Origin of the sequence: Streptomyces sp. NPDC087859 (genome assembly GCF_044742595.1) — a bacterium.
Taxonomy (GTDB): domain Bacteria; phylum Actinomycetota; class Actinomycetes; order Streptomycetales; family Streptomycetaceae; genus Streptomyces; species Streptomyces canus_F.
This window is the reverse complement of sequence record NZ_JBIUUU010000010.1, coordinates 158,737-184,685: the sequence shown is the minus strand read 5'-3', so window position 1 is coordinate 184,685 and position 25,949 is coordinate 158,737. Positions and strand designations below refer to the sequence as shown.

The 25,949-nt window shown below is 71.1% G+C and carries 25 protein-coding genes and 1 tRNA gene; 13 read left to right on the top strand and 13 right to left on the bottom strand.

Annotated elements, in window-relative coordinates; all coding sequences use genetic code 11:
* The first annotated feature begins 18 nt into the window (after positions 1-18).
* Complete coding sequence (locus ACIOHP_RS25475; RefSeq protein ID WP_401891166.1) at positions 19-1,170, top strand: Gfo/Idh/MocA family protein; 1,152 nt, start codon at positions 19-21, stop codon at positions 1,168-1,170.
* Here ACIOHP_RS25475 and ACIOHP_RS25470 read toward each other — a convergent pair.
* A complete protein-coding gene (locus ACIOHP_RS25470; RefSeq protein WP_361542976.1) occupies positions 1,160-2,191 on the bottom strand; it encodes a LacI family DNA-binding transcriptional regulator in 1,032 nt (343 codons plus the stop codon). The two genes, ACIOHP_RS25475 and ACIOHP_RS25470, sit on opposite strands and share 11 nt — an antisense overlap.
* Positions 2,192-2,298: 107 nt before the next feature.
* On the opposite strand from ACIOHP_RS25470, the gene ACIOHP_RS25465 reads away from it, so the two are divergent.
* Genes ACIOHP_RS25465 through ACIOHP_RS25450 form a run of 4 tightly spaced genes read left to right on the top strand, consistent with a single transcriptional unit; the run spans position 2,299 to position 6,333 of the window.
* Positions 2,299-3,465 (top strand): phytanoyl-CoA dioxygenase family protein, encoded by a 1,167-nt coding sequence (locus ACIOHP_RS25465; RefSeq protein WP_401891162.1) that lies wholly within the window; start codon positions 2,299-2,301, stop codon positions 3,463-3,465.
* Positions 3,466-3,479: 14 nt separating this feature from the next.
* The gene (locus tag ACIOHP_RS25460) at positions 3,480-4,256 is read left to right on the top strand and encodes an SDR family oxidoreductase (RefSeq protein ID WP_361491309.1); all 777 of its coding nucleotides are present in this window, start codon (positions 3,480-3,482) and stop codon (positions 4,254-4,256) included.
* Between the two features lie 53 nt (positions 4,257-4,309).
* Positions 4,310-5,314, top strand: a complete 1,005-nt coding sequence (locus ACIOHP_RS25455) for a Gfo/Idh/MocA family oxidoreductase (RefSeq protein ID WP_401891159.1) — start codon at positions 4,310-4,312, stop codon at positions 5,312-5,314.
* Positions 5,311-6,333: a Gfo/Idh/MocA family protein gene (locus tag ACIOHP_RS25450; RefSeq protein WP_401891157.1), complete on the top strand. Its 1,023-nt coding sequence runs from the start codon at positions 5,311-5,313 to the stop codon at positions 6,331-6,333. The genes ACIOHP_RS25455 and ACIOHP_RS25450 overlap by 4 nt, the downstream gene beginning before the upstream one ends.
* On the opposite strand, the gene ACIOHP_RS25445 is transcribed toward ACIOHP_RS25450, so the two are convergent.
* A complete protein-coding gene (locus tag ACIOHP_RS25445) occupies positions 6,282-7,949 on the bottom strand; it encodes a hypothetical protein (protein ID WP_401891154.1) in 1,668 nt (555 codons plus the stop codon). The genes ACIOHP_RS25450 and ACIOHP_RS25445 overlap by 52 nt on opposite strands.
* Before the next feature lie 74 nt (positions 7,950-8,023).
* On the opposite strand from ACIOHP_RS25445, the gene ACIOHP_RS25440 reads away from it, so the two are divergent.
* Complete coding sequence (locus ACIOHP_RS25440) at positions 8,024-8,476, top strand: GNAT family N-acetyltransferase (protein WP_401891152.1); 453 nt, start codon at positions 8,024-8,026, stop codon at positions 8,474-8,476.
* A gap of 25 nt (positions 8,477-8,501) precedes the next feature.
* Here ACIOHP_RS25440 and ACIOHP_RS25435 read toward each other — a convergent pair whose 3' ends face one another.
* The 5 genes from ACIOHP_RS25435 to ACIOHP_RS25415 are packed head-to-tail and all read right to left on the bottom strand — an operon-like array spanning position 8,502 to position 13,452.
* Positions 8,502-9,518: a Gfo/Idh/MocA family protein gene (locus ACIOHP_RS25435; RefSeq protein ID WP_401891149.1), complete on the bottom strand. Its 1,017-nt coding sequence runs from the start codon at positions 9,516-9,518 to the stop codon at positions 8,502-8,504.
* 25 nt (positions 9,519-9,543) lie between these two features.
* Complete coding sequence (locus ACIOHP_RS25430; RefSeq protein ID WP_401891146.1) at positions 9,544-10,443, bottom strand: sugar phosphate isomerase/epimerase family protein; 900 nt, start codon at positions 10,441-10,443, stop codon at positions 9,544-9,546.
* Positions 10,440-11,354 (bottom strand): ATP-binding cassette domain-containing protein, encoded by a 915-nt coding sequence (locus tag ACIOHP_RS25425; protein ID WP_401891140.1) that lies wholly within the window; start codon positions 11,352-11,354, stop codon positions 10,440-10,442. The genes ACIOHP_RS25430 and ACIOHP_RS25425 overlap by 4 nt, the downstream gene beginning before the upstream one ends.
* A gap of 5 nt (positions 11,355-11,359) precedes the next feature.
* Positions 11,360-12,436 carry an ABC transporter permease gene (locus ACIOHP_RS25420; RefSeq protein WP_401891137.1) on the bottom strand — a complete coding sequence of 359 codons (1,077 nt, stop codon included), beginning with the start codon at positions 12,434-12,436 and terminating at the stop codon, positions 11,360-11,362.
* Positions 12,436-13,452: a sugar ABC transporter substrate-binding protein gene (locus tag ACIOHP_RS25415; RefSeq protein ID WP_401891134.1), complete on the bottom strand. Its 1,017-nt coding sequence runs from the start codon at positions 13,450-13,452 to the stop codon at positions 12,436-12,438. The genes ACIOHP_RS25420 and ACIOHP_RS25415 overlap by 1 nt, the downstream gene beginning before the upstream one ends.
* A 273-nt stretch (positions 13,453-13,725) precedes the next feature.
* On the opposite strand from ACIOHP_RS25415, the gene iolC reads away from it, so the two are divergent.
* The 6 genes from iolC to ACIOHP_RS25385 are packed head-to-tail and all read left to right on the top strand — an operon-like array spanning position 13,726 to position 20,708.
* Positions 13,726-14,688: a 5-dehydro-2-deoxygluconokinase gene (iolC, locus tag ACIOHP_RS25410; protein ID WP_401891131.1), complete on the top strand. Its 963-nt coding sequence runs from the start codon at positions 13,726-13,728 to the stop codon at positions 14,686-14,688.
* Positions 14,685-15,560 carry a deoxyribose-phosphate aldolase gene (locus tag ACIOHP_RS25405; protein ID WP_361543008.1) on the top strand — a complete coding sequence of 292 codons (876 nt, stop codon included), beginning with the start codon at positions 14,685-14,687 and terminating at the stop codon, positions 15,558-15,560. The genes iolC and ACIOHP_RS25405 overlap by 4 nt, the downstream gene beginning before the upstream one ends.
* Before the next feature lie 31 nt (positions 15,561-15,591).
* Entirely contained in the window at positions 15,592-16,497 is a 906-nt protein-coding gene (iolB, locus tag ACIOHP_RS25400) for a 5-deoxy-glucuronate isomerase (protein ID WP_401891128.1), read from the top strand.
* Positions 16,497-18,374 carry a 3D-(3,5/4)-trihydroxycyclohexane-1,2-dione acylhydrolase (decyclizing) gene (gene iolD / locus ACIOHP_RS25395; protein ID WP_401891125.1) on the top strand — a complete coding sequence of 626 codons (1,878 nt, stop codon included), beginning with the start codon at positions 16,497-16,499 and terminating at the stop codon, positions 18,372-18,374. Before iolB ends, iolD begins: the two co-directional genes overlap by 1 nt.
* A gap of 27 nt (positions 18,375-18,401) precedes the next feature.
* Positions 18,402-19,895: a CoA-acylating methylmalonate-semialdehyde dehydrogenase gene (locus tag ACIOHP_RS25390; RefSeq protein ID WP_401891123.1), complete on the top strand. Its 1,494-nt coding sequence runs from the start codon at positions 18,402-18,404 to the stop codon at positions 19,893-19,895.
* 27 nt (positions 19,896-19,922) lie between these two features.
* Positions 19,923-20,708: a GntR family transcriptional regulator gene (locus ACIOHP_RS25385; RefSeq protein WP_361491336.1), complete on the top strand. Its 786-nt coding sequence runs from the start codon at positions 19,923-19,925 to the stop codon at positions 20,706-20,708.
* Here the strand turns inward: ACIOHP_RS25385 and ACIOHP_RS25380 are convergent.
* From ACIOHP_RS25380 to ACIOHP_RS25360, 5 genes are all read right to left on the bottom strand, one after another.
* Complete coding sequence (locus ACIOHP_RS25380) at positions 20,698-21,501, bottom strand: DUF427 domain-containing protein (RefSeq protein ID WP_401891119.1); 804 nt, start codon at positions 21,499-21,501, stop codon at positions 20,698-20,700. The two genes, ACIOHP_RS25385 and ACIOHP_RS25380, sit on opposite strands and share 11 nt — an antisense overlap.
* A gap of 45 nt (positions 21,502-21,546) precedes the next feature.
* Entirely contained in the window at positions 21,547-22,530 is a 984-nt protein-coding gene (locus ACIOHP_RS25375) for an aldo/keto reductase (protein ID WP_401891116.1), read from the bottom strand.
* Between the two features lie 85 nt (positions 22,531-22,615).
* Positions 22,616-23,284, bottom strand: a complete 669-nt coding sequence (locus ACIOHP_RS25370; protein WP_361491342.1) for an NUDIX domain-containing protein — start codon at positions 23,282-23,284, stop codon at positions 22,616-22,618.
* Between the two features lie 150 nt (positions 23,285-23,434).
* A complete protein-coding gene (locus tag ACIOHP_RS25365; RefSeq protein ID WP_401891112.1) occupies positions 23,435-24,364 on the bottom strand; it encodes a carbohydrate kinase family protein in 930 nt (309 codons plus the stop codon).
* The gene (locus ACIOHP_RS25360; RefSeq protein ID WP_401891109.1) at positions 24,364-25,047 is read right to left on the bottom strand and encodes a class II aldolase/adducin family protein; all 684 of its coding nucleotides are present in this window, start codon (positions 25,045-25,047) and stop codon (positions 24,364-24,366) included. The genes ACIOHP_RS25365 and ACIOHP_RS25360 overlap by 1 nt, the downstream gene beginning before the upstream one ends.
* 58 nt (positions 25,048-25,105) lie before the next feature.
* On the opposite strand from ACIOHP_RS25360, the gene ACIOHP_RS25355 reads away from it, so the two are divergent.
* Positions 25,106-25,783, top strand: a complete 678-nt coding sequence (locus tag ACIOHP_RS25355) for a TetR family transcriptional regulator (protein ID WP_401891106.1) — start codon at positions 25,106-25,108, stop codon at positions 25,781-25,783.
* A 47-nt stretch (positions 25,784-25,830) separates the two neighbouring features.
* Here ACIOHP_RS25355 and ACIOHP_RS25350 read toward each other — a convergent pair.
* Positions 25,831-25,904: transfer RNA gene (locus ACIOHP_RS25350), tRNA-Pro, on the bottom strand.
* Positions 25,905-25,949: the final 45 nt, after the last annotated feature.

Here is a 25,949-nt window from a genome sequence, read left to right as displayed (position 1 = left end):
GTCCAAAGAGGGGCTGTCATGGTGGATTCGCTCGGGGTCGCCGTCGTCGGGTTCGGCTGGATGGGCCGGGTGCACACCCAGGCGTACTCCCGCGTCCTGCACCACTACCCGCGGCTGGGCCTGCGTCCGGAGCTGGTGATGGTCGCCGAGGAGGTGCCGGGGCGGGCCGAGGAGGCCGCCGCGCAGTTCGGGTTCGCCTCGACGACCCGGAACTGGCGGGACGTGGCCGCCGATCCGCGCGTGCAAGCTGTCAGCGTCACCGCACCGAACTTCCTGCACCGGGAGATCGGGGTCGCGATGGCCGAGGCCGGTAAGCACCTCTGGATCGAGAAACCGGTGGGGCTGAGCGCCGAGGACGCGCGCGCGGTGGCGGACGCGGCGGGAAAGGCGGGGGTCCACAGCGCGGTCGGCTTCAACTACCGCAACGCGCCCGCCGTCGAGGCGGCCCGCGCGCTGATCGCCTCCGGTGACATCGGCACGGTCACCCACGTCCGCATCCGGCTCTTCAGCGACTACGCGGCCCATCCCGAGGGCGCCCTGACCTGGCGGTACGAGAAGGAGCGGGGCGGCAGCGGAGTGCTGGGCGACCTGGCCTCGCACGGGGCGGACCTGGCGCGGTATCTGCTCGGGGACATCGCGTCGCTGACTGCCGACACGGCGATCTTCGTGCCGGAACGGGCCCGTCCGACCGGTGCCACCGCGGGTCATTCCCGGGCTTCCGGCGGGGAGTTGGGACCGGTGGAGAACGAGGACTACGTCAACTGTCTGCTGCGCTTCGCCTCCGGCGCCCGTGGTGTCCTGGAGGCCTGCCGGGTCTCGGTGGGCGAGCAGAACAACTACGGCTTCGAGGTGCACGGCACCAAGGGCGCGGTGTTCTGGGACTTCCGCCGGATGAACGAGTTCGGCGTGAGCCGCGGCACCGGCTACCAGGACCAGCCCGTCAGCACGGTCTACGTCGGGCCGGGCGACGGCGAGTTCGGGGCGTTCCAGCCGGGTGCCGCCAACGCCATGGGCTACGACGACCTCAAGGTGGTCGAGGCGTATCGCTTCCTGCGGTCGATCGCGGAGGGCACCTCGTACGGGGCCACGCTCGCGGACGCCGTGCACAGCGCCGTCGTGCTCGATGCGATGGCGCGGTCGGCGGAGACCGGCGCGTGGGTCAGCCTGTGAGCACTGCCGGCATGTTGTAGGGCGTCACGACCTGTATCGCGGACGGCACCGTCGGTCCCGCGGGCGGCAGCGCGCCGTGCTCGCGCATGACCAGGTGGCAGGCCTCGCGCATGTCCTGGCGCAGGTCGTGGTGGAGGACGGCGGAGAGCCGGTGCTCGCGCAGCAGTCGGTCGTTGTCGTGGTCGAGGTCGTGGGCGATGAACACCGCGCACTTTCGGCCGAGGTCCTCGAAGGCCTTCAGCGTGGCGATGTTGCCGCCGCCGATCGAATAGACCGCGCGGATGTCCGGGTCGCGTTCCAGGGCGGCCCGGACGAGGTCGTACTGGGTGGCGTCCAGGCCCTGGCCCTCGGCGATCTCGACCAGGGTGCGGTCGGGATGGCGGGCGCGCATGGCGCTGCGGAAGCCCATCTCGCGCTCCTCCTCGTTGCGGAAGAAGCCGCTGCTCAGGCTGGTGAGGACATTGCCGGGGCGGTCGCCGAGCCACTGGCCCATGAGATAGGCGGCGGTCGCGCCCGCGGCGCGGTTGTCGATGCCGACGTAGCCGAGGCGCGGGGTGGCGGGCAGGTCGGTGACGAGGGTGACCACGGGAATGCCGGCCTGGGCGAGGCGGCCGACGGCGGCCGCGACCTCGGGGACGTCCGGCGCCTTGAGGATCACTCCCTGCGAGCCGCGGCGGGCTATCCGGTCCAGGATTCTGACCTGTTCCTGGGCCGGGCCGGTCTCACGGAAGTGGAAACGGGAGCGCACGACCGCCGGGTGCAGGGCGGGCAGTTCCGTCTCCAGGGCCGCCCGGACGGCGGTGGAGAAGCGCTCCGGCGCCTGCATCACTATGTCGATCATGAAGGTGCGGCCGACCAGTCTGACCTGGGTGCGCTGCCGGTCCAGGTCGGCGATGGCCTGCCGGACCTCACGGACCGTGCTCTCCCGGACCCCTCCCCTGCCGTTCAGGACCCGGTCGACGGTCGCCTCGCTCAGGCCCGCCTGACGTGCGATCTCCCGGATCGGGAAGGGGTGGCCCATGGAGCGGCTCCTTGAGGGGTTTTTGATGGCCGCCTGCTGGTTGTTCGACGGCTTTGTACTGACAAGAATGGCAGCGCTGAGTCGCCCCTGTCACCGAGAGGACACAGATGTCCTTCACCGCCGTACATCACCGTGCCTGGCTGTCCGAACAGGACTGCGACCTCGACTCCTTCCGCGCGCTCGTCGAGCGGAACGTCGACCCCGCCGACTATCCGCACGCCGCCGGCGTGGAGCGGAACGTCCTGCTGTACGACGCCGAGCGCCTCCTCGGCGCCGGGCGTCGCCGGGACGTCCAGGCGGAGCTCGTCCGAGCTCTCTGCGACGGGCCCGGAGTGGTGGTCTTCAAGGGCGCCTTCCGCGATCACGAGATCGTCGACCGCGCCACCAAGGTGTTCGACTCACTGATCCGCGAGCAGGACGCGGCGGGCACCACGGCCGGCGACCACTTCGCCAAGCCCGGCGCGAACGAGCGGGTGTGGAACGCGCTGGAGAAGGCGGCCCTCTACGACCCGTCGACCTTCGCCGACTACTACGCCAACCCCGTCCTCGCACTGGTCTGCGAGGCCTGGCTCGGCCCCGGCTACCAGGTGACCTCCCAGATCAACGTGGTCAACCCGGGCGGCCTCGCCCAGACCGTGCACCGCGACTACCACCTCGGCTTCCTCTCCGGCGAGGTCGCCGCGGCCTACCCGGCACATGTGCACCGCCTCTCCCCCGTGCTCACCCTCCAGGGCGCCGTCGCGCACTGCGACATGCCGGTGGAGTCGGGGCCGACGCTGTACCTGCCGTTCTCGCAGGCGTACGAGGCGGGCTATCTGGCCTGGCGGCGGCCGGAGTTCCAGAAGTACTTCAAGAAGCGCCACGTCCAGCTCCCGCTCGCCCAGGGCGACGCCGTCTTCTTCAACCCGGCGCTGTTCCACGCGGCCGGCACCAACCGCACCACGGACGTGCGCCGCATGGCCAACCTGCTCCAGGTGTCCTCGGCCTTCGGACGCGCGATGGAGACCGTGGACCGGGAGACGGTGACCAACGCGGTCTACCCCGTGCTGCTGCGGCGCGCGTCGGAGGGCGCCGGCGAGGAGTGGCTGGAGAACGTGATCGCCGCCAGCGCCGAGGGCTACCCCTTCCCCACCAACCTCGACAGCGACCCGCCGGTCGACGGCCTGGCCCCGCCCACGCAGGCGGACCTGGTACGGCGGGCGCTGCGTGAGCGATGGACGCCGCGGACTCTGCGGGACGAGCTGCGGGCGAGCGCCGAGCGGCGCGAGAGCTGAAAGGACCGGACTTCATGGGACTTCTCGACGACAAGGTCGTCCTCGTCAACGGCGGCAGCCAGGGCGTGGGCGCCGCGATCGCACGGGCCGCGGTGCGTGAGGGCGCGGTGGTCGCCGTGTCGGGGCGGCGGCCGGAGCCGGGCGAGGCGCTGGTCGCCGAGCTGACGGAGGCCGGCGGCAAGGCGCTGTTCGTGCGCGCCGACCTCGCGGACGCCGAGCAGGCCAAGGCGTCCGTGGCCGAGGTGGTCGCCGCGCACGGCCGCATCGACTGCCTGGTGAACTCGGCGGGCCTGACCTCCCGGGGCACGCTCCTCGACACCACACCGGAGCTGTTCGACCAGCACATCGCGATCAACCTCAAGGCGCCGTTCTTCGCGATGCAGGCCGCGGTCGCCGACATGGTCGGCCGCAAGGCCCCCGGCACGATCGTCAACATCATCACGTCCTCGGCGCACGGCGGGCAGCCGTTCCTCGCGCCCTACGTCGCCGCCAAGGCCGGGCTCATCGGGCTGACCCGCAACGCGGCGCACGCCCACCGCTGGGACCGGGTGCGGATCAACGGCCTCAACATCGGCTGGACCGCGACCGAGGGCGAGGACGCCACGCAGAAGGCGTTCCACGGCGCCGGTGACGACTGGTTGGAGCAGGCCGCCGAGAAGCTGCCGATGGGCAAGCTCGGCCAGCCGGACGAGATCGCCGACTTCGTGGTCCTGCTGCTGTCGGACCGGTCGGGCGTGGTCACCGGTTCGGTGATCGACTGGGACCAGAACGTACTCGGCGGACTCGACTGAGGCTCTCCTGGCCTCCCGTTTCCCGTAAGAACCCTCAAGGAGCTGCAACCCCCATGCGCATCGGAATCCTCGGCCTCGGCCGCATCGGCGCCTTCCACGCCGAGACCCTCTCCGGACTCGACGTGGTCGAGTCGCTCGTGCTCACCGACCCGTTCGCGGACGCCGCCAAGACCGCCGCGGAGAAGTTCGGCGGCGAGGTCGTGGACTCGCCCGAGGCCCTGCTGGCCGCCGGCGTGGACGGCATCGTCGTCGCCGCCGCGACCGACGCCCACCCCGCGCTGATCCTGGCCGGCGTCGAGGCCGGCATCCCCGTCTTCTGCGAGAAGCCCGTCGCCAAACACATGAGCGAGGGCGTCGAGGTCCTCAAGGCGATCCAGGACAGGGACGTGCCGATCCAGATCGGCTACAACCGCCGCTTCGACGCCGGATTCGTCGCCGCGCGTGCCGCCGTGCAGGCCGGTGAACTCGGCAAGCTGCACACCGTACGGTCGACCACGCTGGACCCGGCGCCCCCGCCGGCCGCGTACGTCGCCGCGTCGGGCGGCATCTTCCGCGACTGTTCGGTGCACGACTTCGACATCATCCGCTGGGTGACCGGCCGCGAGGTAGTCGAGGTGTACGCCGTCGGCGGCAACCGGGGTGCCGACTACATCAAGGCGGCAGGCGACGCCGACACCACCGGCGCGCTCCTCACCCTCGACGACGGCACCATCGCGGTGATCTCCAACTCCCGTCACAACGCCCGGGGTTACGACGTCCGCATGGAGATCCACGGCTTCACGGACTCCATCGCCGTGGGTCTGGAGGACAGGCTGCCGCTGCGCTCGGTCGAGCCGGGCGTGACCTTCCCGGCCGGGACGCCGCACGACTTCTTCATGGACCGCTTCACCGAGGCCTACCGCGCCGAACTCACCGCGTTCACCGAGGTCGTCGCGGGCCACCGCACCTCCCCGTGCACGGTCGAGGACGCCCTGGAGGCCGGCTGGATCGCTGAGGCGTGCACACTGTCCCTGCACGAGCACCGTCCTGTCACCATCGAGGAGGTACGGCAGGCATGAGCGAGCCGGGCCGGGAACCACTGCGCATCGGAGTGCTGGGAGCCGCACGGATCACCGAACGCTCCCTCGTCGACCCGGCCCGGATCACCGGCCACCGCCTTGTCGCGGTGGCCGCCCGCGACCGGGCCCGCGCCGAGGCGTTCGCGGGCGAGTACGGCGTGGAGCGGGTCGTGGACTCCTACGCCGACCTGCTCGCCGACCCCGAGGTCGACGTCGTCTACAACCCGCTCGCCAACGGTCTGCACGGGCCGTGGAACCTCGCCGCCCTCGCGGCGGGCAAGCATGTGCTGAGCGAGAAGCCGTCGGCGAGCAACGCCGAGGAGGCCGCCGAGGTGCGGGAGGCGGCGGCGAAGTCCGGGACCGTCTTCATGGAGGCGTTCCACTATCTGTTCCACCCGGTCACCCGCCGTCTGCACGAGATCCTCGCGAGTGGCGAGATCGGCGACCTGGAGCGGGCAGAGGCCTTGGTCGCGATCCCCGCACCCCCCGACACCGACCCGCGCTGGTCACTGCCGCTGGCCGGCGGCGCCGTGATGGACCTGGGCTGCTACAGCCTGCACGCCCTGCGCATGCTCGCCCCCTTCGCGGGCGGCGCCCCACGGCTCGTCTCCGCGCGGGGCGGGGAGCGCGCGGGCGCGCCGGGCGTCGACGAGTGGCTGGACGCGGAGTTGGAGTTCCCGGGCGGGGCCACCGGGTCGGCGCGCTGTCACATGGCGTACGACGAGCTGGAGATGAGCATCCGGATCACCGGCAGCCGGGGCGAGGTGAGTGCGCCGAACTTCGTGCTGCCCCACCTGGACGACCGGGTCGTGGTCCGCACGGCCGAGGGCGAGCGGACCGAGCGGCTCGGCACCCGGTCCTCGTACACGTACCAGCTGGAGGCGTTCGCGGCGCGGGTGCGCGAGGGGGCGGCGGTGCCGCTCGACGCGGATGACGCGGTGGCGACGATGACGCTGATCGACGAGAGCTACCGGGCGGCCGGGTTCGAGCCGCGGCCGCGGTCGGTCGTCCAACGGTAGAAGAACGTCGGGTACGACTCTCCCGTCGCCCTCTCCCACGCCTGCGCGGTGCGGTCCGTCCGGGCCTCGGCGAAGGCCCGGACGCAGGTGGCGTGGACGTCCGTGGCATCCGCCCGGCGGGTGAGGGCGAGGAGGGTGCGCAGGGCGGTGACCTTCTCGTCGAGGTCGGTCCCGACGGCCGCGGCGGCCAGGGCGTCGGCGAGTACGGAACGGATCGTGGCGAGCTCGGCCGCGACGCCCGGCCGGTCCCGGTGCTCCCCCAGGACGGTCTCCGCCTCCTCGTAGCAGGACACGGTTCCCGCGAGGTCGTCGGCGCTCCGGAGGGCCTGGCCGAGGACACGGAGGCGGCGGGCGGTGAGCGGGTGGTACGTCTCCCAGTCGGACTCGGCCAGCCTCCGGGTGAGGGTGAGCGCCTCGCGGGCGCTCGTCACGGCCGACTCCGGGTCACCCGCACCGTCCTGACGGAGGCTCAGATTGGCCAGCACGCGGGCCAGTTCGGGCTCGTGCGCCGCTTCGCGGGCCACCGCGCGCCGGTAGGCGGCGATGCCGCGTTCCGTGGCCGCGACGGCTTCGCGGTGACGGCCCGCCCGCCGGTGACAGCGGGCCAGGTCGTCCAGGGTCTTCGCGAGCAGCGGATCAGTGTCCGGCGACGCCTCGGCGTACAGGTCGGCCAGCTCCTGCAGGGTGCTCGACTCCTCGTCGGGCGCGTCGACTTCGGCGAGCGTGTCGGCCAGACACCGCAGCGCGACGGGCAGCCATGCCGCACCCGCGGGGCTCCGCGTCCCGGTCACCGCCTCCTCGGCCGTCGTGCGGGCCATCTCCCACTCACCCCTGGCTCCGTGGCAGTCGGCCAGGTCCACGAGAAGTAGTGCGCGCAGCGGCAGCACGATCCCTGGGTACGCGAAAACCATCCCGCCGCCCAGCGACTCCCTCGCCTCGGGACCGAGTGCCAGCGCCTCCTCGTGGCGCCCGAGGGCTTTCAGGCCGCCGACGAGCTCCACGAACACGCGCGCCATGACGAGCAGCACCCTGCTGGACTCCCGCAACGACATGGACCGCAGGAGCGCCGCGCACTCCTCGTACACGAGCACGGACTGTTCCGTGTGCCCGAGTGCCCCGAGCACCAGCCCATAGGTGCGCAGGGCGCCCGGCAGGGAGCCCAGGAGGCGGTCCCGGCCGGCCGGAGCCGGGCCGTGACGGTACATGTCGACGCAGCGGCGGGCCGCCTCCAGCGCCTCCTCGGCTCTGCCGCTCCCCAGGAGTGCCTGGGCCCGGACGTGCAGGAGGTACGCGGCCTGGGCCTGCGACAGCCGGGCCCCCGGTACGGCGTCGGCGGCGGCCACCGCCGCGCACGCCTCCTCGTGCCGTCCCAGCGCGTCCAGCACGTGCGCGTGCAGGGCCAGGGCCCGGGCCAGCTGCACCGGGCGGCTCGGGTGGGCGCGGCGCGCCACGGCGACCGCCTCCTTGGCCCAGGCGAGCAGACGCGCGGGCGGACTGGGCCGCAGCAGTACCCAGCCGGGGGTGAGACAGCGCAGCAGCAAGGCGCCGAGCAGCGGATCGCCCACCCCGGGCGCCAGCCCGGCCAGCCCGCGCGCCACCGGCAGCAGGACCCTCATGCACACCTCCGTCGCCCTCACACGAAGGACAGCAACGAGGGCATCCCGGTTGCACACCTGCCATGATCGATCGCATGGCCGCGCACATCACCCCCGCCCAAGTCACCGACATCCAGCGGGTTCTGGCGGATCACCCCCGCTACTGGGGCGACCGCGATCTGCGCTCGCTCCATCTCCTCGCCCTGGTGCAGGAGTTCGGCTCGACCTGCCTGGTCGCCCGCGACGACGACGGCATCCGCGGCTACCTCATCGGCTTCGTCACGCCCGACGGCACGGGGTACGTCCACCTGATCGCCACCCGCGACGACACCCGCGGCACCGGTCTCGGCCGCGAGCTGTACGCCGCGTTCGTCGAGGCCGCCCGCGAGCAGGGCGCCGTCCGGCTGAAGGCGATCACGTCGGTCGCCAACGAGGGCTCGGTCGCCTTCCATCGCAGTCTGGGGTTCGAGGCGCGTGTCGAGGAGGAGTACAACGGCCCCGGTCAGCCGATGGTCGTCTTCACACGAGCTCTCCCCGCAGCACCGTGACCGCTTCCCCGCTCAGAGAATTGGATCAGTACAGGGGCGGCCGCTCCACCAACTCCACCTCCACACGGCCGCCTTCGTTCAGGGCGCGCACGCCCGCCTCGCACACGGCGGCGGCCGCGTAGCCGTCCCACGTGCTCGGCCCCGTCACCTCGCCCCGCCGTGTCGCGTCGACCCACACCTGGAGCTCGCGGTCGTAGGCCTCGGCGAAGCGGTCGATGAAGTCCTGGGAGATGGTGCCGCCCCAGCGGCCTGCCATGTTGGTGACCATGGCGTGGCCGTCGCCGATGCGGGCGGTGCCGCGTTCGCAGACCACCTCCGCCTGGACCTGGTAGCCGAAGCCGCAGTTGACGAAGATCTCCACGTCGACGACGGCGCCGCCGTCCGTCTCGAACACCACGAACTGCGGGTCCTGGAGGTCCTCCGGCGCGTTCGCGGACGGCCTCGGCCGCAGTACGGTCACGGCGGTGATCTCCTGGCCGAGGAGCCAGCGGGTCACGTCCGTCTCGTGCGCGACCGAGTCGCTGACGAGCATGTCGCTGGTGAAGAAGGGCGGGCTGGCCGCGTTGCGGTGCCGGTTGTGCACCATCAGCGGACGGCCCAGCTGACCGGTCTCCAGCAGGGACTTGAGCTTCATGTACTCGGCGTCGTAGCGCCGCATGAACCCGACCTGGACCCGGCGGTGGCCCAGCTTGCGCTCGGCCTCCAGCACCCGCAGCGCCGACGCCGAGTCCGGGGTGAGCGGCTTCTCGCACAGGACCGGGAGATCGCGTTCGAGGGCGGCGAGCAGGGCCGCCTCGTGGGCCGGCCCCGACGAGGCGATCAGTACCGCGTCGACGTCGGCCGCCGCGAGTGCCGTCGTCACGTCGGTGTAGGCGGTGCAGCCGTCGACGCGGGCCGCGACGGCCTTGGCCCGCTCGGCGTCGACGTCCACGACGGCGCTCACCCGTGCGCCGCTGACGACCTCTTCGATACGGCGCACATGGTCGGCGCCCATCTTCCCCGTGCCGATGACCGCGACTCGCAGCGGTGCACGCTGGGTCATGACCGTCCTCTCAGGTTTCGCGGGATCAGGCTCCGCAGGACCGCAGGAACCTGCGGGTGCGTACGGCGATCGGCAGCGGCTTGTCCGGCTCGCACGGGTACATGTCCTGCTCGACGATCGCGAACAGCTCCACACCGAGCTTCTGCGCGGCCACCAGCACCGGCTCCAACTCCGGTACGCCGGAGGGCGGTTCGCACATCACGCCGCGCTGCACGGCCGGTCCGAACGGCACCTCGTTCGCCACGACGTCGGCGAGGATCGCCGGGTCGACCTGCTTGAGGTGGAGGTAGCCGATGCGTTCGCCGTACGTCTCGATCAGCTTGACGCTGTCGCCGCCGCAGTAGGCGTAGTGACCGGTGTCCAGGCAGAGGTTGACGAGTTCGGAGTCGGTCGAGTCGAGGAAGTGCTCGACGTGGTCCTCGGTGTCGAGGTGGGTGTCGGCGTGCGGGTGCACGACGATGTCGAGGCCGTACGCCTCCTTCACCTCGTGGCCGAGCCGCTCCATGCCCTTGGTGAGGTGGGCCCACTGCTCGTGGGTCAGCTCCGGGGGTTCGAGGATCTCGGCGGTCTTGTCGTCGCGCCAGAAAGACGGGATGACGACGAGGTGCCGCGCGCCCATCGCCTGGGTGAGGGCGGCGACCTGGCTGACGTGCTCCCAGGTCGACTCCCACACGGAGGGGCCGCGGTGCAGGCCGGTGAAGACCGTGCCGGCCGACACCTTGAGGTCCCGCCTGGCCACCTCGTCCGTCAGCCGGGCCGGGTCGGTGGGCAGATAGCCGTAGGGACCCAACTCGATCCAGGAGTAGCCGGCTTCGGCGACCTCGTCCAGGAAGCGTTCCCAGGGGACCTGCCGGGGGTCGTCGGGGAACCAGACGCCCCAGGAGTCGGGGGCGGAGCCGACCCGGATGCGGTCCAGGGCGGTCACGACGCGTCCTCCTTGGCCGTCACCACCGGCGCCTTGAGGTCCTGCTCCTCCGGGAGCTCCTCGACGTCGACGCCGCGAACCTGGGACAACTCGTGCTTGAGGGCGGCGAGTTCGGAACCGCCGGCCATGTGGTTGGTGAGCTCTTCGAGGCTGACCTCGTCGCGGGAGGCGTTGAGTTCCATCGTGCCCAGGCGCAGCACGCTGAAGTGGTCGCCGACCATGTAGGCGTGGTGGGGGTTGTGGGTGATGAAGATGACGCCGAGGCCGCGGTCGCGGGCGGCGGCGATGTACTTCAGCACGACACCGGACTGCTTGACGCCGAGGGCGGCGGTCGGCTCGTCCAGGATCAGGACGCGGGCGCCGAAGTAGACGGCGCGGGCGATGGCCACGCACTGGCGCTGGCCGCCGGAGAGGGTGCCGATGGGCTGGTCCATGTCGTCCAGGACGATGCCCATGTTGCGCAGTTCTTCGTCGGCGGTCTTCTTCATCGTCTCGATGTCGAGGCGGCGGATCGGCCAGGGGCCCTTGGTGATCTCGGAGCCGAGGAAGAAGTTGCGCCACACCGGCATCAGCGGGACCACGGCGAGGTCCTGGTAGACGGTGGCGATGCCCTTGTCGAGGGCCTCGCGCGGGGTGGAGAAGCGCACCGGGGCGCCGTCGACGAGGAACTCGCCCTCGGTGTGCTGGTGCAGCCCGGAGATGATCTTGATGAGGGTGGACTTGCCGGCGCCGTTGTCACCGAGGACGCAGGTGACCTGGCTGGCGAAGACCTTCAGGTCGACACCGTGCAGGGCGCGGATGTTGCCGTAGGACTTGCCGGCGTTGCGGAGTTCGACGACCGCCCCGTCGGTGGCGGGGGCGTCGTCGGCGAGGACGGCGCCGTGGGTGCCGGTTTCGTTGCTGGATGTCATTGCGGTCACCTCCGGGTCGCCGTACGGCTGACCCACAGATTGATCATTACGGCGCCGAGCAGCATCACGCCGAGGAAGGCCTTGAACCAGTCCGGGTTCCAGCCGGCGTACACGATGCCCTGTTGCACCATGCCGAACATGAACGCGCCGAAGACCGGGCCGATCGCGGAGCCGGCGCCGCCGGTCAGCAGACAGCCGCCGATGACGGCCGCGGAGATGTAGATGAGCTCCTGGCCGACGCCCTCGCCGGACTGCACGGTGTTGAAGGCGAACAGGTTGTGCATGCCGACGAACCAGGCGCCGAAGCCGACCAGCATGAACAGGGAGATCTTCGTGAAGGTCACCGGGACACCGACGGCCCGCGCGGAGTCCTTGTTGCCGCCGACGGCGAAGATCCAGTTGCCGTACTTGGTGCGCAGCAGCACCCAGGTCGCCAGTGCGGCGAAGACCAGCCAGTAGACGATGGTGATCTTGATCTGGACGCCGCCGACCTCGAAGGACGAGGCGAAGATCTTCTTCGCTCCGGCGAAGCCGTCCATGTCGCTGATGTCGTCGGTGGCCACGTTGCCGGTGACCAGCTTGGTGACCGCGAGGTTCACGCCCTGGAGGATCAGGAACGTGCCCAGGGTGATCAGGAAGCTGGGCAGACCGGTCTTCATCACCAGCCAGCCGTTGAGGAAGCCGATCGCGAGCGACGCGATCAGCGCGGCGATGACGCCCACCCACACGTTCATGGTGAGCTGGTAGGCGAGCATGCTCGCGGTGAGCGCCGAGGTGATGACCGCGACGCCGGAGGAGAGGTCGAACTCGCCGCCGATCATCAGCAGCGCCACGGGCAGCGCCATGATCCCGATGGTGGAGGACTGGTACAGGATGTTGGCCATCGAGCCGCCGTCGCGCACCGGCGGGGCGGCGATGAGGAAGAACACCCACACCGCCACGGCGCCGAGGAAGACGCCGACGTCGGGGCGCGCCAACAGGCGCAGCGCCAGGGATCGTTGAGCGGTCCGGCCGTCTGTCTCCTTCGGGCCGGGGGCCGGCGGTGTGGTCACCGCCGGCTCGGCATGCTGGGTCATACCCATCACCGGGTGCCCTTCGAGGCGAACTCGGCGACCTTGTCGACGTTGGTCTTGTCGACGAAGGCGGGTCCGGTCAGCACCGGCTGCTCGCCGCCGCCCATGTAGTTGCCGTTGTTCTTGTAGAGCCACAGCGAGTCGATCGCCAGGTAGCCCTGGAGGTAGGGCTGCTGGTCGACCGCGAACTCGATGGAGCCCTTGCTGATGGCGCCCGTCAGGTCCTTGTTGAGGTCGAAGGTGGCGATCTTGGCCTTGCTGCCCGCGTCCGACACGGACTGCACCGCGGCCAGCGCGAAGGGGGCGCCCAGGGTGACGACGTAGTCGATGGACTTGTCGCTGAGCTTGGCGGTGATCGTCGACGTCACGGACGGCATGTCGGTGCCGTTGACGTTGAGCGTCTGGAGCTTGCCGTCGAAGGTCTTGTCGACGCCGTCGCAGCGCTGGGTCAGGCCGATGTTGCCCTGCTCCTGGACGACACAGACGGCGCTCTTGGCGCCGGCCTCGTTCAGCCGCTTGCCGAGCGCCTCACCGGCGACGGTCTCGTCCTGGCCGAAGAACTCCATCAGGCCGAGCTTCTGCCACTCGCTGACACCGGAGTTGAGGCCGACGACGGGGATACCCGCCGCCTTCGCCTTGCCTATGACGTCCTTGAGGGCGTCCGGCTTGGCGAGGGTGACCGCGATGCCGTCGACCTTCTGGTCGATGGCGTTCTGGATGAGGCCGGCCTGCTTGGCCGCGCTCGGGTCGGCCGAGTAGACCAGCTTGACGTTGTCCTTGGCGGCCGCGGCCGTGGCGCCCTTGCGGACGATGTCCCAGAAGGTGTCGCCCTGCGACTGGTGCGTGACCAGTGCGATCGTCATGCGCGGAGTGGAGGCCTTGCCCGCTGAGGCGCCGTCTGCGCTCTCCTCGGACTTCTTGCCCCCGGAGCTGCTGGAGCAGCCGGCGAGGGTCAGGGCAGCCGCCGCGGCGATCGCCACAACTGGGGCGAATCGACGAGAACGGGAGTGAGAAGAGCGGTCCATCTTTCCTGCACCTCACTGTGCTTACGGGGGAAAGGGAGAAAGGTCCCGGGGGATTCCGAGGCCCGGGATCTTGGCATGTCCGGGTCGCGTGCCGCAAATACGGCGGTTGTACTGGGACGGGATTCCATCCCTTCCGGAGCCCGCTGTCAATACTTTGTTAAGACATCATTTCACAATCAGGTCCGAATGTAAGTACAAAGTCTTGACAGGGTTGCCCTCCGGGTCCTACATCTGGGAGGCGACAGGCCCCCTGGGACTCGAGGAGCGTCACACATGGCCGATTCATCCCAGCCCTTCGACTTGATCACGATCGGCCGCATAGGAGTTGATCTTTACCCACTCCAGACCGGCGTGCCACTGGGCGATGTGCAGAAGTTCGGAAAGTTTCTGGGCGGTTCGGCGGCCAATGTTTCGGTCGCCGCCGCCCGGCTGGGCCGCTCCGCCGCCGTGATCACCCGCACCGGCGACGACCCCTTCGGCACCTACCTCCACACCGCGCTCAAGGAGTTCGGCGTCGACGACCGCTGGGTGACATCGGTGCCCGCGTACCCGACGCCGCTGACGTTCTGCGAGATCTTCCCGCCGGACGACTTCCCGCTGTACTTCTACCGCCGGCCCAAGGCTCCCGACCTGGAGATCCACACGGATGAGCTGGACTACTTCGCGATCCGCGCGGCCCGGATCTTCTGGATCACCGGCACCGGTCTGAGCGAGGAACCCAGCCGCTCGGCCACGCTCGCCGCGCTGAAGGCACGCGCCAAGGCGGGTACCACCGTCTTCGACCTCGACTGGCGCCCCATGTTCTGGCGGGACCCCGACGAGGCCCGCCCGTACTACGCGGAGGCCCTGCGGCACGCGACCGTCGCGGTCGGCAACCTCGACGAGTGCGAGATCGCCACCGGCCTCCGCGAACCCCGCGCCTGCGCGGAGGCCCTGCTGGCGGCCGGAGTCGAGCTGGCCGTCGTCAAGCAGGGCCCCAAGGGTGTGCTCGCGGTCCACCGCGACGGCACGACCGCCGAGGTCCCGCCGGTCCCGGTCGAGGTGGTCAACGGCCTCGGCGCCGGTGACGCGTTCGGCGGCTCGCTCTGCCACGGTCTGCTGTCCGGCTGGGAGCTGGAGCGGATCATGCGGTACGCCAACGCGGCCGGCGCCCTCGTCGCCTCCCGTCTCGCCTGCTCCTCGGCGATGCCGACGGCGGCCGAGGTCGAGGGCCTGCTGGACGGGGTCCCGTCGTGAGCACCGGCATCCGCGACCTCGCCTCCCTCAGGGCCCGGCATCCGGAGGCGATCGCCGAGGCGGCCGCCCGCCGCGCGCGGCGCCCGCTGCTGGGCGACAGCGGCCGGCTGATGATCGTGGCCGCCGACCACCCGGCCCGTGGCGCCCTCGGCGTCGGCGACCGCCCGCTCGCCATGGCCGACCGTGCCGACCTGCTGGAACGCCTCTGTGTCGCCCTGTCACGCCCTGGCGTGGACGGGGTGCTGGCCACCGCGGACATCCTGGAGGACCTGCTCCTGCTCGGCGTGCTGGAGAACAAGGTCGTCATGGGCTCGATGAACCGCGGCGGCCTCGCGGGCGCCGCCTTCGAGCTGGACGACCGCTTCACCGGCCACCGCGCCCAGGACCTCGCCCGGCTCCGCTTCGACGCGGGCAAGCTGCTGCTGCGCATCGACTACGACGACCCGGGCTCGCTGACCACGCTGGAGTCGACGGCCCGCGCGATCGACGACATGGCGGCCCACCGGCTCCCCCTGTTCGTGGAACCGTTCCTCTCCCGGCGGCTCGGCGGCAGGGTCGTCAACGACCTCTCCCCCGAGGCCGTCACCAGGTCGATCGCCATCGCCTCGGGCCTCGGCGGCACCTCCGCGTACACCTGGCTGAAGCTGCCCGTGACCCACGACCCGGACGACATGGCGGAGGTCCTGGAGGCCTCCACCCTGCCCGCGGTGCTGCTCGGCGGCGAGGTGGACGACCAGGAGGCCGCCTACGAGCGCTGGCGCAAGGCCCTCAGGCTGCCGACGGTCCAGGGCATGGTCGTGGGCCGCTCCCTGCTCTACCCGGCCGAGGGCAGCGTGGAGAGCGCGGTCGACACGGCCGTCGGACTGCTGTGACACGAGAGGAATGGAAGGCACGGAGGCACCGATGACGTACCACCTCCCCGCGGGAAAGGCCCTCGGCGGCCCCTACCTGGTCGACGTGTCCCCCGAGTCGGCCGGCTGGGGCCACTCCGCTCTCCGCGTCCTGGAGCTGCCGCCGGGCGCCACCCACACCTTCGACACCGGCGAGAGCGAGTGGATCGTCCTGCCCCTGGCCGGCGGTTGCACGGTGACCACGGCCGACGAGTTCGGCGGTGACACGTTCCCACTCCACGGCCGCGAGAGCGTGTTCACGGGCGTCAGCGACTTCGCGTACGTCCCCCGCGATTCCCGTACGACGGTCTCGACGACCGGCGGCGGACGGTTCGCCCTCACCGGCGCGCGCTGCACCAGGCGGCTGCCCGCCCGCTACGGACCGGCGTCCGACGTACCGGTGGAGCTGCGCGGCACGGGCAGCTGCTCCCGGCAGGTCAACAACTTCGGTGCGGCCTCCCGCGCCGGAGGCGCCGATGGACAGGGATTCGAGTGCGACAAGCTGATCGCCGTCGAGGTGCTCACGCCCGGCGGCAACTGGTCGTCCTTCCCGCCGCACAAGCACGACGAGCACCGCCCAGGTGAGGAGTCGGTGCTCGAGGAGATTTACTACTTCGAGTTCGACGGCCCGAGCGGCTGCGGCTACCAACGCGTCTCACCGTCGGGCCGGGGCCGCAACACCGACGTCCTGGCCGAAGTGCGCGGCGGTGACGTCGTGCTGATCCCGGACGGCTGGCACGGGCCCTCCATGGCCGTGCCCGGTCACCACATGTACTACCTCAACGTCATGGCGGGCCCCGAGGCCGAGCGCGTCTGGATGATCCGCGACCACCCGGACCACGCCGGCATCCGCGACACCTGGCCCGACCAGCCGGCCGACCCCCGCCTCCCCCTCTACACGGCACCGGAGAAGTCCTGATGAGCACGCCCACCCGCCGCCTGACCGTCGCCCAAGCCCTGGTGCGGTTCCTGTCCGTCCAGTACACCGAGCGGGACGGGGTGCGGCACCGGCTGATCGCCGGGACCTGGGGCATCTTCGGCCACGGCAACGTGGCGGGCCTCGGTCAGGCGCTGCTGGAGGCCGGTGAGGGCGTGATGCCGTTCCACCAGGGCCGCAACGAGCAGTCCATGGTGCACGCGGCCGTCGGTCACGCCCGCCACCTCGACCGGCTCTCCGCACAGGCCGTGACGACATCCATCGGCCCCGGCGCGACCAACCTCGTCACCGGCGCCGCCCTCGCGACGATCAACCGCATCCCGGTCCTGCTGCTGCCCGGCGACTACTTCGCCACCCGCACCGCCGACCCGCTCCTCCAGCAGCTGGAGCACCCCACGGAGGCGGACGTCTCGGTCAACGACACCCTGCGCCCGGTCTCCCGCTGGTTCGACCGCGTCACCCGCCCGGAAGCCCTGATCCCCTCGGCCCTCAACGCCATGCGGATCCTCGCCGACCCCGCGGAGACCGGCGCCGTCACCCTCGCCCTCCCCCAGGACGTGCAGGCGGAGGCCCACGACTGGCCGGAGGAGTTCTTCGCCGACCGCGTGTGGCGCGTACGCCGTCCCGCTCCCGATCCCGTCGAGCTGGCCGAGGCGGTACGTGCCGTACGGTCCGCCGCCCGCCCCCTGATCGTCGCGGGCGGCGGCATCCACCACAGCAAGGCCGAGGAGGCGCTGAAGGCGCTCGTGGACGCCACCGGCATCCCGGTCGCCTCGACCCAGGCCGGCAAGGGCTCGCTGCGCCACGATCACCCCGCCGACCTCGGCGGCATCGGCCACACCGGGACGTCGGTCAGCGACGACCTGGCCCGCACCGCGGACCTGGTGATCGGAGTGGGCACGAGGTACACGGACTTCACCACCGCCTCGGGCACGCTCTTCCTCGACCCCGGCGTCCGGTTCCTCAACCTCAACATCACCGGCTTCGACGCCCACAAACTCGCGGCGCGGACGCTGGTCTGCGACGCCCGGGCGGGGCTCACGGCGTTGACGGAGGCGCTGTCCGGCCACCGGGTGGACCCGGCCTACGAATCCGCGTACCGCTCCGGCAAGGAACGCTGGGAGCAGGTGGTCGACGCGGCTTTCGGCGCCGCCGACGAGAACGCCGTCCCGACCCAGACCCAGCTCCTCGGCGCCCTCGACGCGGTCGTCGGCGACGAGGACGTGGTGATCAACGCGGCGGGCTCGCTCCCCGGCGACCTGCACAAGCTCTGGCGGGCCCGCGGCCCCCGCCAGTACCACCTGGAGTACGGCTACTCCTGCATGGGCTACGAGATCCCGGCCGCGATCGGCGTCCAGCAGGCGAGCCCCGGCACACCCGTGTGGGCGCTGGTCGGCGACGGCACCTATCTGATGATGCCGACCGAGATCGTCACGGCCGTCCAGGAGGGCCTGCCGATCAACCTGGTCCTCATCCAGAACCACGGCTACGCCTCCATCGGCGGCCTCTCCGAGACGGTCGGCGCCGAGCGCTTCGGCACCGCCTACCGCTACCGCGCCGCCGACGGCACCTTCTCCGGCGCCCCGCTCCCCGTCGACCTCGCCGCCAACGCGGCCAGCCTCGGCATGGACGTGCTGCGCGCCAAGACGGTGCGCGAACTGCGGAAGGCACTGACCGCGGCCCGCGCCTCGGACCGGCCGACCTGTGTGTACGTCGAGACCGACACCGCCAACCCGGCCGCTCCCCCGACCGAGGCCTGGTGGGACGTGCCGGTCGCCGAGACCGCCTCCCGCGAGGCGGCCGTACGAGCCCGCGGGGAGTACGACCGCCAGGTCGCCGACCGCCGCCGCCACCTCTGAACCACCGCTCAGGAAAGGCCCCGCACCATGAAGACCCTCACCCACTGGATCGACGGCAAGCCCGTCGAAGGCCTCTCCGGCCGCCACGGCGCCGTCTACAACCCGGCGACCGGCGCACAGGAGAAGCAGGTCGCGTTCGCGACGGTCGACGAGGTGGACGCCGCCGTGGCCTCCGCCAAGGCCGCGTTCGAGAGCTGGGGCACCTCCTCGCTGGCCAGGCGCACGGCGGTCCTCTTCAAGTACCGCGAGCTCCTTGACGCCCACCGCGACGAGATCGCCGAGCTGATCACCGCGGAGCACGGCAAGGTGCACAGCGACGCGCTCGGCGAGGTGGCGCGCGGCATGGAGATCGTGGAGCTGGCCTGCGGGATCAGCGTGCAGCTGAAGGGCGAGCTGTCGACGCAGGTCTCGACCCGGGTCGACGTCGCCTCGATCCGGCAGCCGCTGGGCGTGGTCGCGGGCATCACCCCGTTCAACTTCCCGGCCATGGTGCCGATGTGGATGTTCCCGCTCGCCATCGCCTGCGGGAACACCTTCGTGCTCAAGCCCAGCGAGAAGGACCCCTCGGCCTCCTTCCGGCTGGCCGAACTCGCCTCCGAGGCGGGCCTGCCGGACGGTGTCCTCAACATCGTGCAGGGCGACAAGGTGGCCGTCGACCGCCTCCTGGAGCACCCCGACATCGAGGCGGTCTCCTTCGTCGGCTCGACACCGATCGCCAAGTACATCCAGCTCAGGGCGGTCGAGCACGGCAAGCGGGTGCAGGCGCTCGGTGGCGCCAAGAACCACATGCTGGTCCTGCCCGACGCCGATCTGGACTTCGCCGCCGACCAGGCGATCAACGCGGCCTACGGATCGGCGGGCGAGCGCTGCATGGCCGTGTCGGTGGTCGTGGCGGTCGGCGACACGGGTGACGAACTGGTCGGCAAGATCGCCGAGCGCGCGGAGAACCTGAGGATCGGCCCCGGCAACGACCCGTCGAGCGAGATGGGCCCGCTGATCACGCGCGAGCACCGCGACAAGGTGGCGTCCTACGTGACGTCGGCCGCCGAGCAGGGCGCGGTGGTCGTCGTCGACGGCACCGGACACTCCGTCGAGGGCCACGAGAACGGCTTCTTCCTCGGTGTCTCGCTGCTGGACAAGGTGCCGCTGACGGCGGACGCCTACCGGGACGAGATCTTCGGCCCGGTGCTGGTGGTGGTCCGTGCGGAGTCGTACGACGAGGCCATCAAGCTGATCAACGACTCCCGTTGGGGCAACGGCACCGCGATCTTCACCCGGGACGGCGGCGCCGCCCGCCGCTTCCAGCTGGAGGTCAAGGCGGGCATGGTCGGCGTGAATGTCCCGATCCCGGTCCCTGTCGGCTACCACTCCTTCGGCGGCTGGAAGGACTCCCTCTTCGGCGATCTGCACGTCTACGGCAACGACGGCGTCGCCTTCTACACCCAGGGCAAGGTGATCACCACGCGGTGGCCGGACCCGGCCGACGCGGGCATCAACCTCGGCTTCCCCAGCCACTCCTGACGCTTCCTCAGAAGGGAGGGACGTTCCATGGCGAAGACCGGCGGCTCCTCACGTGCCGCTACCGCGCCCGCGCTCGATTCCCTGGACTTCGCCCTGGACCGGGCCAGTCCGGTGCCGCTCTACTACCAGCTCGCCCAGCAGCTGGAGGCGGCGATCGAGCACGGGGCCCTCGCCCCGGGAAACCTCCTGGGCAACGAGATAGACCTGTCCGTACGCCTCGGCCTGTCCCGGCCGACGGTCCGCCAGGCGATCCAGTCCCTCGTCGACAAGGGACTGCTGGTCCGCCGCCGCGGGGTGGGCACGCAGGTGGTGCACAGCCAGGTCAAGCGCGGCCTGGAACTGAGCAGCCTCTACGACGACCTGGAGGCCGCCGGACAGGGGCCGACCACGGTGGTGGTGCGCAACGAGCACACCCCGGCCTCCGCCGACGTGGCCGCCGCGCTCGGTGTCGCGGAGGGCAGCGACGTCGTCGTCCTGGAACGGCTGCGCGCCACGCACGGCCAGCCGGTCGCGGTCCTGTGCAACTACCTGCCCTCGACCCTCCTCGAACTCGACTCCGCCCGGCTGGAGTCGACGGGCCTGTACCGGTTGATGCGCTCGGCGGGCATCACCCTGCACAGTGCCCGCCAGACCATAGGGGCCCGCTGCGCCACCGCCGAGGAGGCGGCACGCCTGGACGAGAAGGCCGGGGCCGCGCTGCTGACGATGCAGCGCACGGCCTACGACGACACCGGCCGGCCGGTCGAGTACGGGACGCACATCTACCGTGCGTCCCGGTACGCGTTCGACTTCCAGCTGCTGGTCAGGGCGTGAGGCTCGCGGTGAACGGCGTGACCGGCCGCTCCTCGCGCTCACCGTCCACGGTGATGTCGACGGCCTCGTTGTAGAAGGCGAGGAGCCCCTTGACCGGGGCCACCGCGAGCAGCGGCTCCGGGTAGCTCCACAGGATGTTGCGGGGGACGTCGCCCTCGCCGCGCAGGCTCCAGTACTCGGCCGTGCCCTTGTACGGGCAGCCGGTGCGGTGGTCGGTCGGGGTGAACAGGTCGAGGCGGACGTCCTCGCGGGGGATGTAGTACCGCGTGGGCAGCGAGGTCTCGAAGAGCAGTACCGGTCGCCGGGTGTCGGCGACGACGGTGCCGGCGATCTCGACCACGACATGGCGGCTGCTGGGCAGGGCGTCCACCCGTTTGTGCGGGTCACGGGGGTGGACGAAGATCTCTTCCTCCTCCTCGTACCAGTGGTCCAGGCCGCTGTCCCAGTGCCGGAACCACTCGAAGGCGATGTGCCCGGCGAGGTCGTCGGCCGGGAAGGTCCACGCCGCGTTCTCCACGAGCTCGCCGTCGACCTCGAGGTCGTAGAAGGCCTGCGATCCGGTGTGGGCGCCGGTGCGCGGGTTCTTCGCCGGGCGCAGGAGGTCCGTGCGGACCTCCTCGCGGGGGAACGCGTAACACGGGACGGGGACGCCGGGCTCCCAGACGAGGACCGGGTGACGGCTGTCGACGACGGCGACGTCGCGTTTGTAGCCGCGCACCCACCGTTCACCGGGCTCCCAGAGCAGGCCTTCGGGGGTCGTCCGGACGGACCGCTCGGTGGGGAACAGGCTCATGGCGCACTCTCCCTTCGGGTCCTTCGGAGCCTACTGCGGCCGTGGTCAGTGCGCCCCGTCCAGCCGGGCCCGCTGCTCCTCGGTCAGCTCCAGGTCGATCGCGGCCAGGTTCTCCTCCAGTTGGGCCACCGAGGACACTCCGGCCAGCGGGACGATCGGCAGCGCGCCGCCGATCTGCCAGGCCAGGACGACCTGGTTGACGGTCGCCCCGGTCTCGCGGGCCACCTCGCGCAGGACCTGGAGGCGGGCCGGGGTGCCCGGGTGGTCGAAGTCGGCGGGCAGCCGGTCCGGGTGCGTGTAGGCGCCCTTGAGCAGGGGCGAGTAGGCGACCAGGGTCAGACCGGGCTCCTCGCGCAGATAGCCGAGGAGGTCGGGTCCCGCGTGGCCGAGGCTGCCGTCGGGGAAGAGGTCGTCGGGGACGTCGTAGCGCGGCCGGAGGTGGCTGTGGGCGTACTGGAACACCTCGTAGCCGGGCAGTCCGGCCGCGGCGGCGATCGACCGGGCGCGCTCGACCCGCCACACGGCGTGGTTGCTGACGCCGAGGAGGCCGACCGTGCCCTCGGCGACCAGTTCGGCGAAGCCCTCGACGGTCTCCCGCAGGGGCACCGCGTGGTCCTCGATATGGGCGTAGAGCAGATCCAGCGTGTCCACGCCGAGCCGTTCCCGGCTGCGCTCGGCGGCCTCGCGGATCACCTTCGCGGACAGGCCCTCCGCGTTGTCGACATAGCTGGTGCCGGGGGCGAGCGGGCGGGCGCCGAGCTTGGTGGCGATCACGATCTCGCCGCCGATGCCGCGGCTGCGCCGCCAGCGCCCGAGAAGCTCCTCGCTCTGGCCGCCCTGGCCGCCGTCGATCCAGAAGGCGTAGTTGTCGGACGTGTCGATGAAGTTCCCGCCGGCCTCGACATAGCGGTCGAGCACGGCGAAGGCGGTCTCCTCGTCGGTGCGCGAGCCGAACAGCATCGCGCCGAGGGCGAGCACACTGACCTCGCGGCGGGTCTTCGGGTCGGTGCCGATGGTGCGGTACTTCATGGGAAACCCCTCCCGTTCACGCATCCGCATTCGGGGTGCGCGAACGGGAGTCTGCAACGTGAAGTGCACTTCAAGGCAAGGGGATTCACGCCTTGCCGGCGAACGGTCCCTCCAGAGCCGCCCATTGCAGCAGCATGATGGTCTTCGCGTCGGCGATCTCCCCCGCGCGGATCATCTCCAGGGCCCGGCGGAAGGGCAGTTCGAGGATCTCGATGTCCTCGCCCTCCTCGTCCAGGCCGCCGCCCTCGTGGGTGTGGGTCGAGGGGCCGTACTCGGCGGCGTAGAAGCTGACCCGTTCGGTCACGGACCCGGGGCTCATGTAGACGTCGAAGACGTGCCGGACCTCGCCGATGGTGTGCCCGGTCTCCTCGATCACCTCACGCCGTACCGCGATCTCCGGGTGCTCGTCCTCGTCGTCGAGCAGCCCGCCCGGCGTCTCGATCAGCATGCCGTCGGGGTGGCCGTTGACGTAGACGGGGAAGCGGAACTGCCGGGTGAGCAGGACGGTTTCGCGTTCGGCGTCGTAGAGCAGCATGGTGGCGCCGTTGCCGCGGTCGTGGGTCTCGCGCTGCTGGGTGCTCCAACTGCCGTCGGCGAGTTGGAGGTCGAAGGTGGTGGTCCGTTCGACGTACCAGTGGCTGGACAGGAGTTTCACGTCGCGGACCTTGACGCGGGGGTTGCCGGTGAGGTCGAGGCCGGTGCGGTGGAGTCCGGTGCGGCCCCGGCCGTCGGGGGTGTCGATGCCGGCGGTCATCGGGCGTTCCGGGTCGGGCGGAAGATCAAGGTGGTCATGTCTCCCTGTCTATCAGCCCCGGGAGCGTCGGTGCGGGCACCACCGGTCGGGCCTTGGGAGGGATGCACCACGGAGGCGTCCCGCGTTCCGTGGTGCTCCTGGGCCCTCAGCTCATGTGCGCACCTTGGCGGTCATGGAGAACTCGTCGACCTCGGCGAGGTCGAAGTCCCCGTGGTCGCTGCCGAGCCCCTGCGCCACCAGCGCCGCCGCGGCACTGCCCAGGACGGCGGCCTCACGCGGCGTGCGGTCGAGGCTGATGCCGCGCAGGAAGCCGGCGGAGAAGGCGTCGCCGCATCCGGTCGTGTCGACGACGTCGATCTCGAAGGCGGGGACGGCCTCGGTGCCCTCGGCGGTCACCAGCAGCGCGCCGTCACCGCCGCGGGTGACGGCGACGAGCCCGGCCCCGGCGGCGACCAGCTTCTTCGCGCCGGTGACGAGGTCGCCCTCGCCGCTGAAGCCGAGCACCTGGTCGTCGTTGGGCAGCAGGTAGTCGACGTACGGGAGCAGCGGCTCGATCTGGTCGAAGGTGCCGAGCTCACCGGGGGCGAGAAGGTCCACGGAGGTGACGACGCCATGCTCCTTGGCGTGCGCCAGGATGCGCGCGGCGACATCGGCGCCGATCAGCTCCGGTCCGCCCAGGTGGAGATGGGTCGCCTCGGCGACCGCGTCCCAGGGGACGTCGTCGAGGCCGTAGGTGATGTTGGCGCCGAGGAGGTGGAGGGAGGGGCGGTCGCCGTTGGGCCGGATGGGCAGCACGCTCGCGGAGGTGGAGGTGTCGGTACGGCGGACGAGCAGCCCGGTGTCGATACCGGCCTTGTCGAGCAGCCGCACCAGCAGGTCGCCCGTCGGGTCGGTGCCGATCGCTCCAGCGGTCCGCACCCGTGCGCCGAGCTTGGCGAGGGTGAGCGCGGTGCCGGCGGCCGTACCGGCGGCGGTCATGCGGATGTCATCCACCAGGGTGGCGCCCTGCCCCTCGGGTATGGCCTCCACCGGCCGTACCAGCACGTCCAGTACGTGCACGCCCATCGTGACGACCTTCATCAGGGTCCCTCCTGCACAGGTGGTACGGATTGTGTGGTGCCGTAGTTGCGCGCGATGGCGGCCTCGATGACCGCGAGTTGCTGCTGTTCGTCGAGGACGCGGGGCTGCCCGAGAGCGGCCGCGCTCTGGTACACCCCACAGGCCCACTCCAGCAGCAGGGCGTGCTCGACCGCCTTGTCGAGCGTCGGGGCGTGGGTGACCGCGCCGTGGTTGGCCATCAGTGCTCCGCCGCGGCCCTCCAGGGCGGTGAGCACCGACTCGGCGAGCTCCGGGGTGCCGAAGGTGGCGTACGGTGCCACGCGTACGGTGCCGCCGAGAGTGAGCAACTGGTAGTGGATGCAGGGCAGTTCGTCGAGGACGAGGGAGAGCGCGGTCGCCATGGGCGCATGGGTGTGGACGACGGCGCCGGAGCCGTAGCGGCGATAGACACCGAGGTGCAGGTCCAGTTCCGAGGTCGGCTCGAGGCTTCCCGACACGATCTTTCCGTCGAGGTCGACGACGGTCACCTGGTCCGGGGTGAGGTCGGCGAGGACCGCGCCGGTGGCGGTGATCGCGACGCGGTCGTCCGTGCGCACGCTGACGTTCCCGGCCGTGCCGATCAGGAGTCCCTCGGCGCCCAGCCGACGGCAGGCGTCGGCAACGGCGGCCCGCTCCCCGCTCCACGCCGAGCTTGAGTCGGTCATGCGCGCGACGCTAACCTAAACATGAAACAAAGTCACGTTCACGTTCGGAGGTTGTTGCGTGGCCGATCCCATCGCGGACACCGACTGGGCGGCGGGCGTCGCCTCGCTGCGCCGCACGCCCCAGCAGGCCCGTAGCAAGGCCCGGCTCGCCCGGGTCCTGGAGACCGCCGAGCGCGTGCTGGTCGAGGAGGGCGTCGAGGCGCTCACCACGACCCGGATCGCGGCCGAGGCGAGGGTCTCGGTCGGCTCGCTGTACCAGTACCTGCCGGACCGGGGCGCGATCATCGAGGCCCTCGCGGCCGGGTACTTCGCGAAGCTGGAGGCCGCGATGGACGACCTGGTCGACGCGGCCGCCGCGCAGCGCTGGGACGACCCGGTCGGCATCCTCATCGACGCGTTCGCCTCCGTCTACCGCACCGAACACGGCTTCCGGGCCCTGTGGTTCGGCAGCGGCCTGACCGAGCAGACTCGCGCCGCCGACCGTGAGCACAAGCGCCGTATGGCCGACGGCATCCGCCGTATCCTGCTCGCCCTCGACCTCGCCGAGGACGACGAGGCGCTGGCCCGCACCTGTCACGCGGCCATGCTCGCGGCCGACGCTCTCGCCCAGGAGGCGTTCCGGCGGGACAGGGCGGGGGACGCGGCGCTGCTGGACGAGGCGAAGATCATGCTGCGGGGGTATCTGGGGGATGTGGCGGAGCGTTACCGGGGCCGGACGCGGCAGCGCGACCGCTGAAACGCGACCGGCGGACCTGCCTCGGGCAGATCCGCCGGTGAACACCGTCGGGACGACAGGATTTGAACCTGCGACCCCTTGACCCCCAGTCAAGTGCGCTACCAAGCTGCGCCACGTCCCGGTGCGTTTTCGCGCGGTGAACCGCGTGATCGCGCGAAGAGCACTT

Bases quoted from the DNA above. Each gene is read 5' to 3' on its own strand.
- ACIOHP_RS25475 (WP_401891166.1), top strand. From the start codon at position 19: ATGGTGGATTCGCTCGGGGTCGCCGTCGTCGGGTTCGGCTGGATGGGC.
- ACIOHP_RS25470 (WP_361542976.1), bottom strand. From the start codon at position 2,191: ATGGGCCACCCCTTCCCGATCCGGGAGATCGCACGTCAGGCGGGCCTG.
- ACIOHP_RS25465 (WP_401891162.1), top strand. From the start codon at position 2,299: ATGTCCTTCACCGCCGTACATCACCGTGCCTGGCTGTCCGAACAGGAC.
- ACIOHP_RS25460 (WP_361491309.1), top strand. From the start codon at position 3,480: ATGGGACTTCTCGACGACAAGGTCGTCCTCGTCAACGGCGGCAGCCAG.
- ACIOHP_RS25455 (WP_401891159.1), top strand. From the start codon at position 4,310: ATGCGCATCGGAATCCTCGGCCTCGGCCGCATCGGCGCCTTCCACGCC.
- ACIOHP_RS25450 (WP_401891157.1), top strand. From the start codon at position 5,311: ATGAGCGAGCCGGGCCGGGAACCACTGCGCATCGGAGTGCTGGGAGCC.
- ACIOHP_RS25445 (WP_401891154.1), bottom strand. From the start codon at position 7,949: ATGAGGGTCCTGCTGCCGGTGGCGCGCGGGCTGGCCGGGCTGGCGCCC.
- ACIOHP_RS25440 (WP_401891152.1), top strand. From the start codon at position 8,024: ATGGCCGCGCACATCACCCCCGCCCAAGTCACCGACATCCAGCGGGTT.
- ACIOHP_RS25435 (WP_401891149.1), bottom strand. From the start codon at position 9,518: ATGACCCAGCGTGCACCGCTGCGAGTCGCGGTCATCGGCACGGGGAAG.
- ACIOHP_RS25425 (WP_401891140.1), bottom strand. From the start codon at position 11,354: ATGACATCCAGCAACGAAACCGGCACCCACGGCGCCGTCCTCGCCGAC.
- ACIOHP_RS25420 (WP_401891137.1), bottom strand. From the start codon at position 12,436: ATGGGTATGACCCAGCATGCCGAGCCGGCGGTGACCACACCGCCGGCC.
- ACIOHP_RS25415 (WP_401891134.1), bottom strand. From the start codon at position 13,452: ATGGACCGCTCTTCTCACTCCCGTTCTCGTCGATTCGCCCCAGTTGTG.
- iolC (WP_401891131.1), top strand. From the start codon at position 13,726: ATGGCCGATTCATCCCAGCCCTTCGACTTGATCACGATCGGCCGCATA.
- iolB (WP_401891128.1), top strand. From the start codon at position 15,592: ATGACGTACCACCTCCCCGCGGGAAAGGCCCTCGGCGGCCCCTACCTG.
- iolD (WP_401891125.1), top strand. From the start codon at position 16,497: ATGAGCACGCCCACCCGCCGCCTGACCGTCGCCCAAGCCCTGGTGCGG.
- ACIOHP_RS25390 (WP_401891123.1), top strand. From the start codon at position 18,402: ATGAAGACCCTCACCCACTGGATCGACGGCAAGCCCGTCGAAGGCCTC.
- ACIOHP_RS25385 (WP_361491336.1), top strand. From the start codon at position 19,923: ATGGCGAAGACCGGCGGCTCCTCACGTGCCGCTACCGCGCCCGCGCTC.
- ACIOHP_RS25380 (WP_401891119.1), bottom strand. From the start codon at position 21,501: ATGAGCCTGTTCCCCACCGAGCGGTCCGTCCGGACGACCCCCGAAGGC.
- ACIOHP_RS25375 (WP_401891116.1), bottom strand. From the start codon at position 22,530: ATGAAGTACCGCACCATCGGCACCGACCCGAAGACCCGCCGCGAGGTC.
- ACIOHP_RS25370 (WP_361491342.1), bottom strand. From the start codon at position 23,284: ATGACCGCCGGCATCGACACCCCCGACGGCCGGGGCCGCACCGGACTC.
- ACIOHP_RS25365 (WP_401891112.1), bottom strand. From the start codon at position 24,364: ATGAAGGTCGTCACGATGGGCGTGCACGTACTGGACGTGCTGGTACGG.
- ACIOHP_RS25360 (WP_401891109.1), bottom strand. From the start codon at position 25,047: ATGACCGACTCAAGCTCGGCGTGGAGCGGGGAGCGGGCCGCCGTTGCC.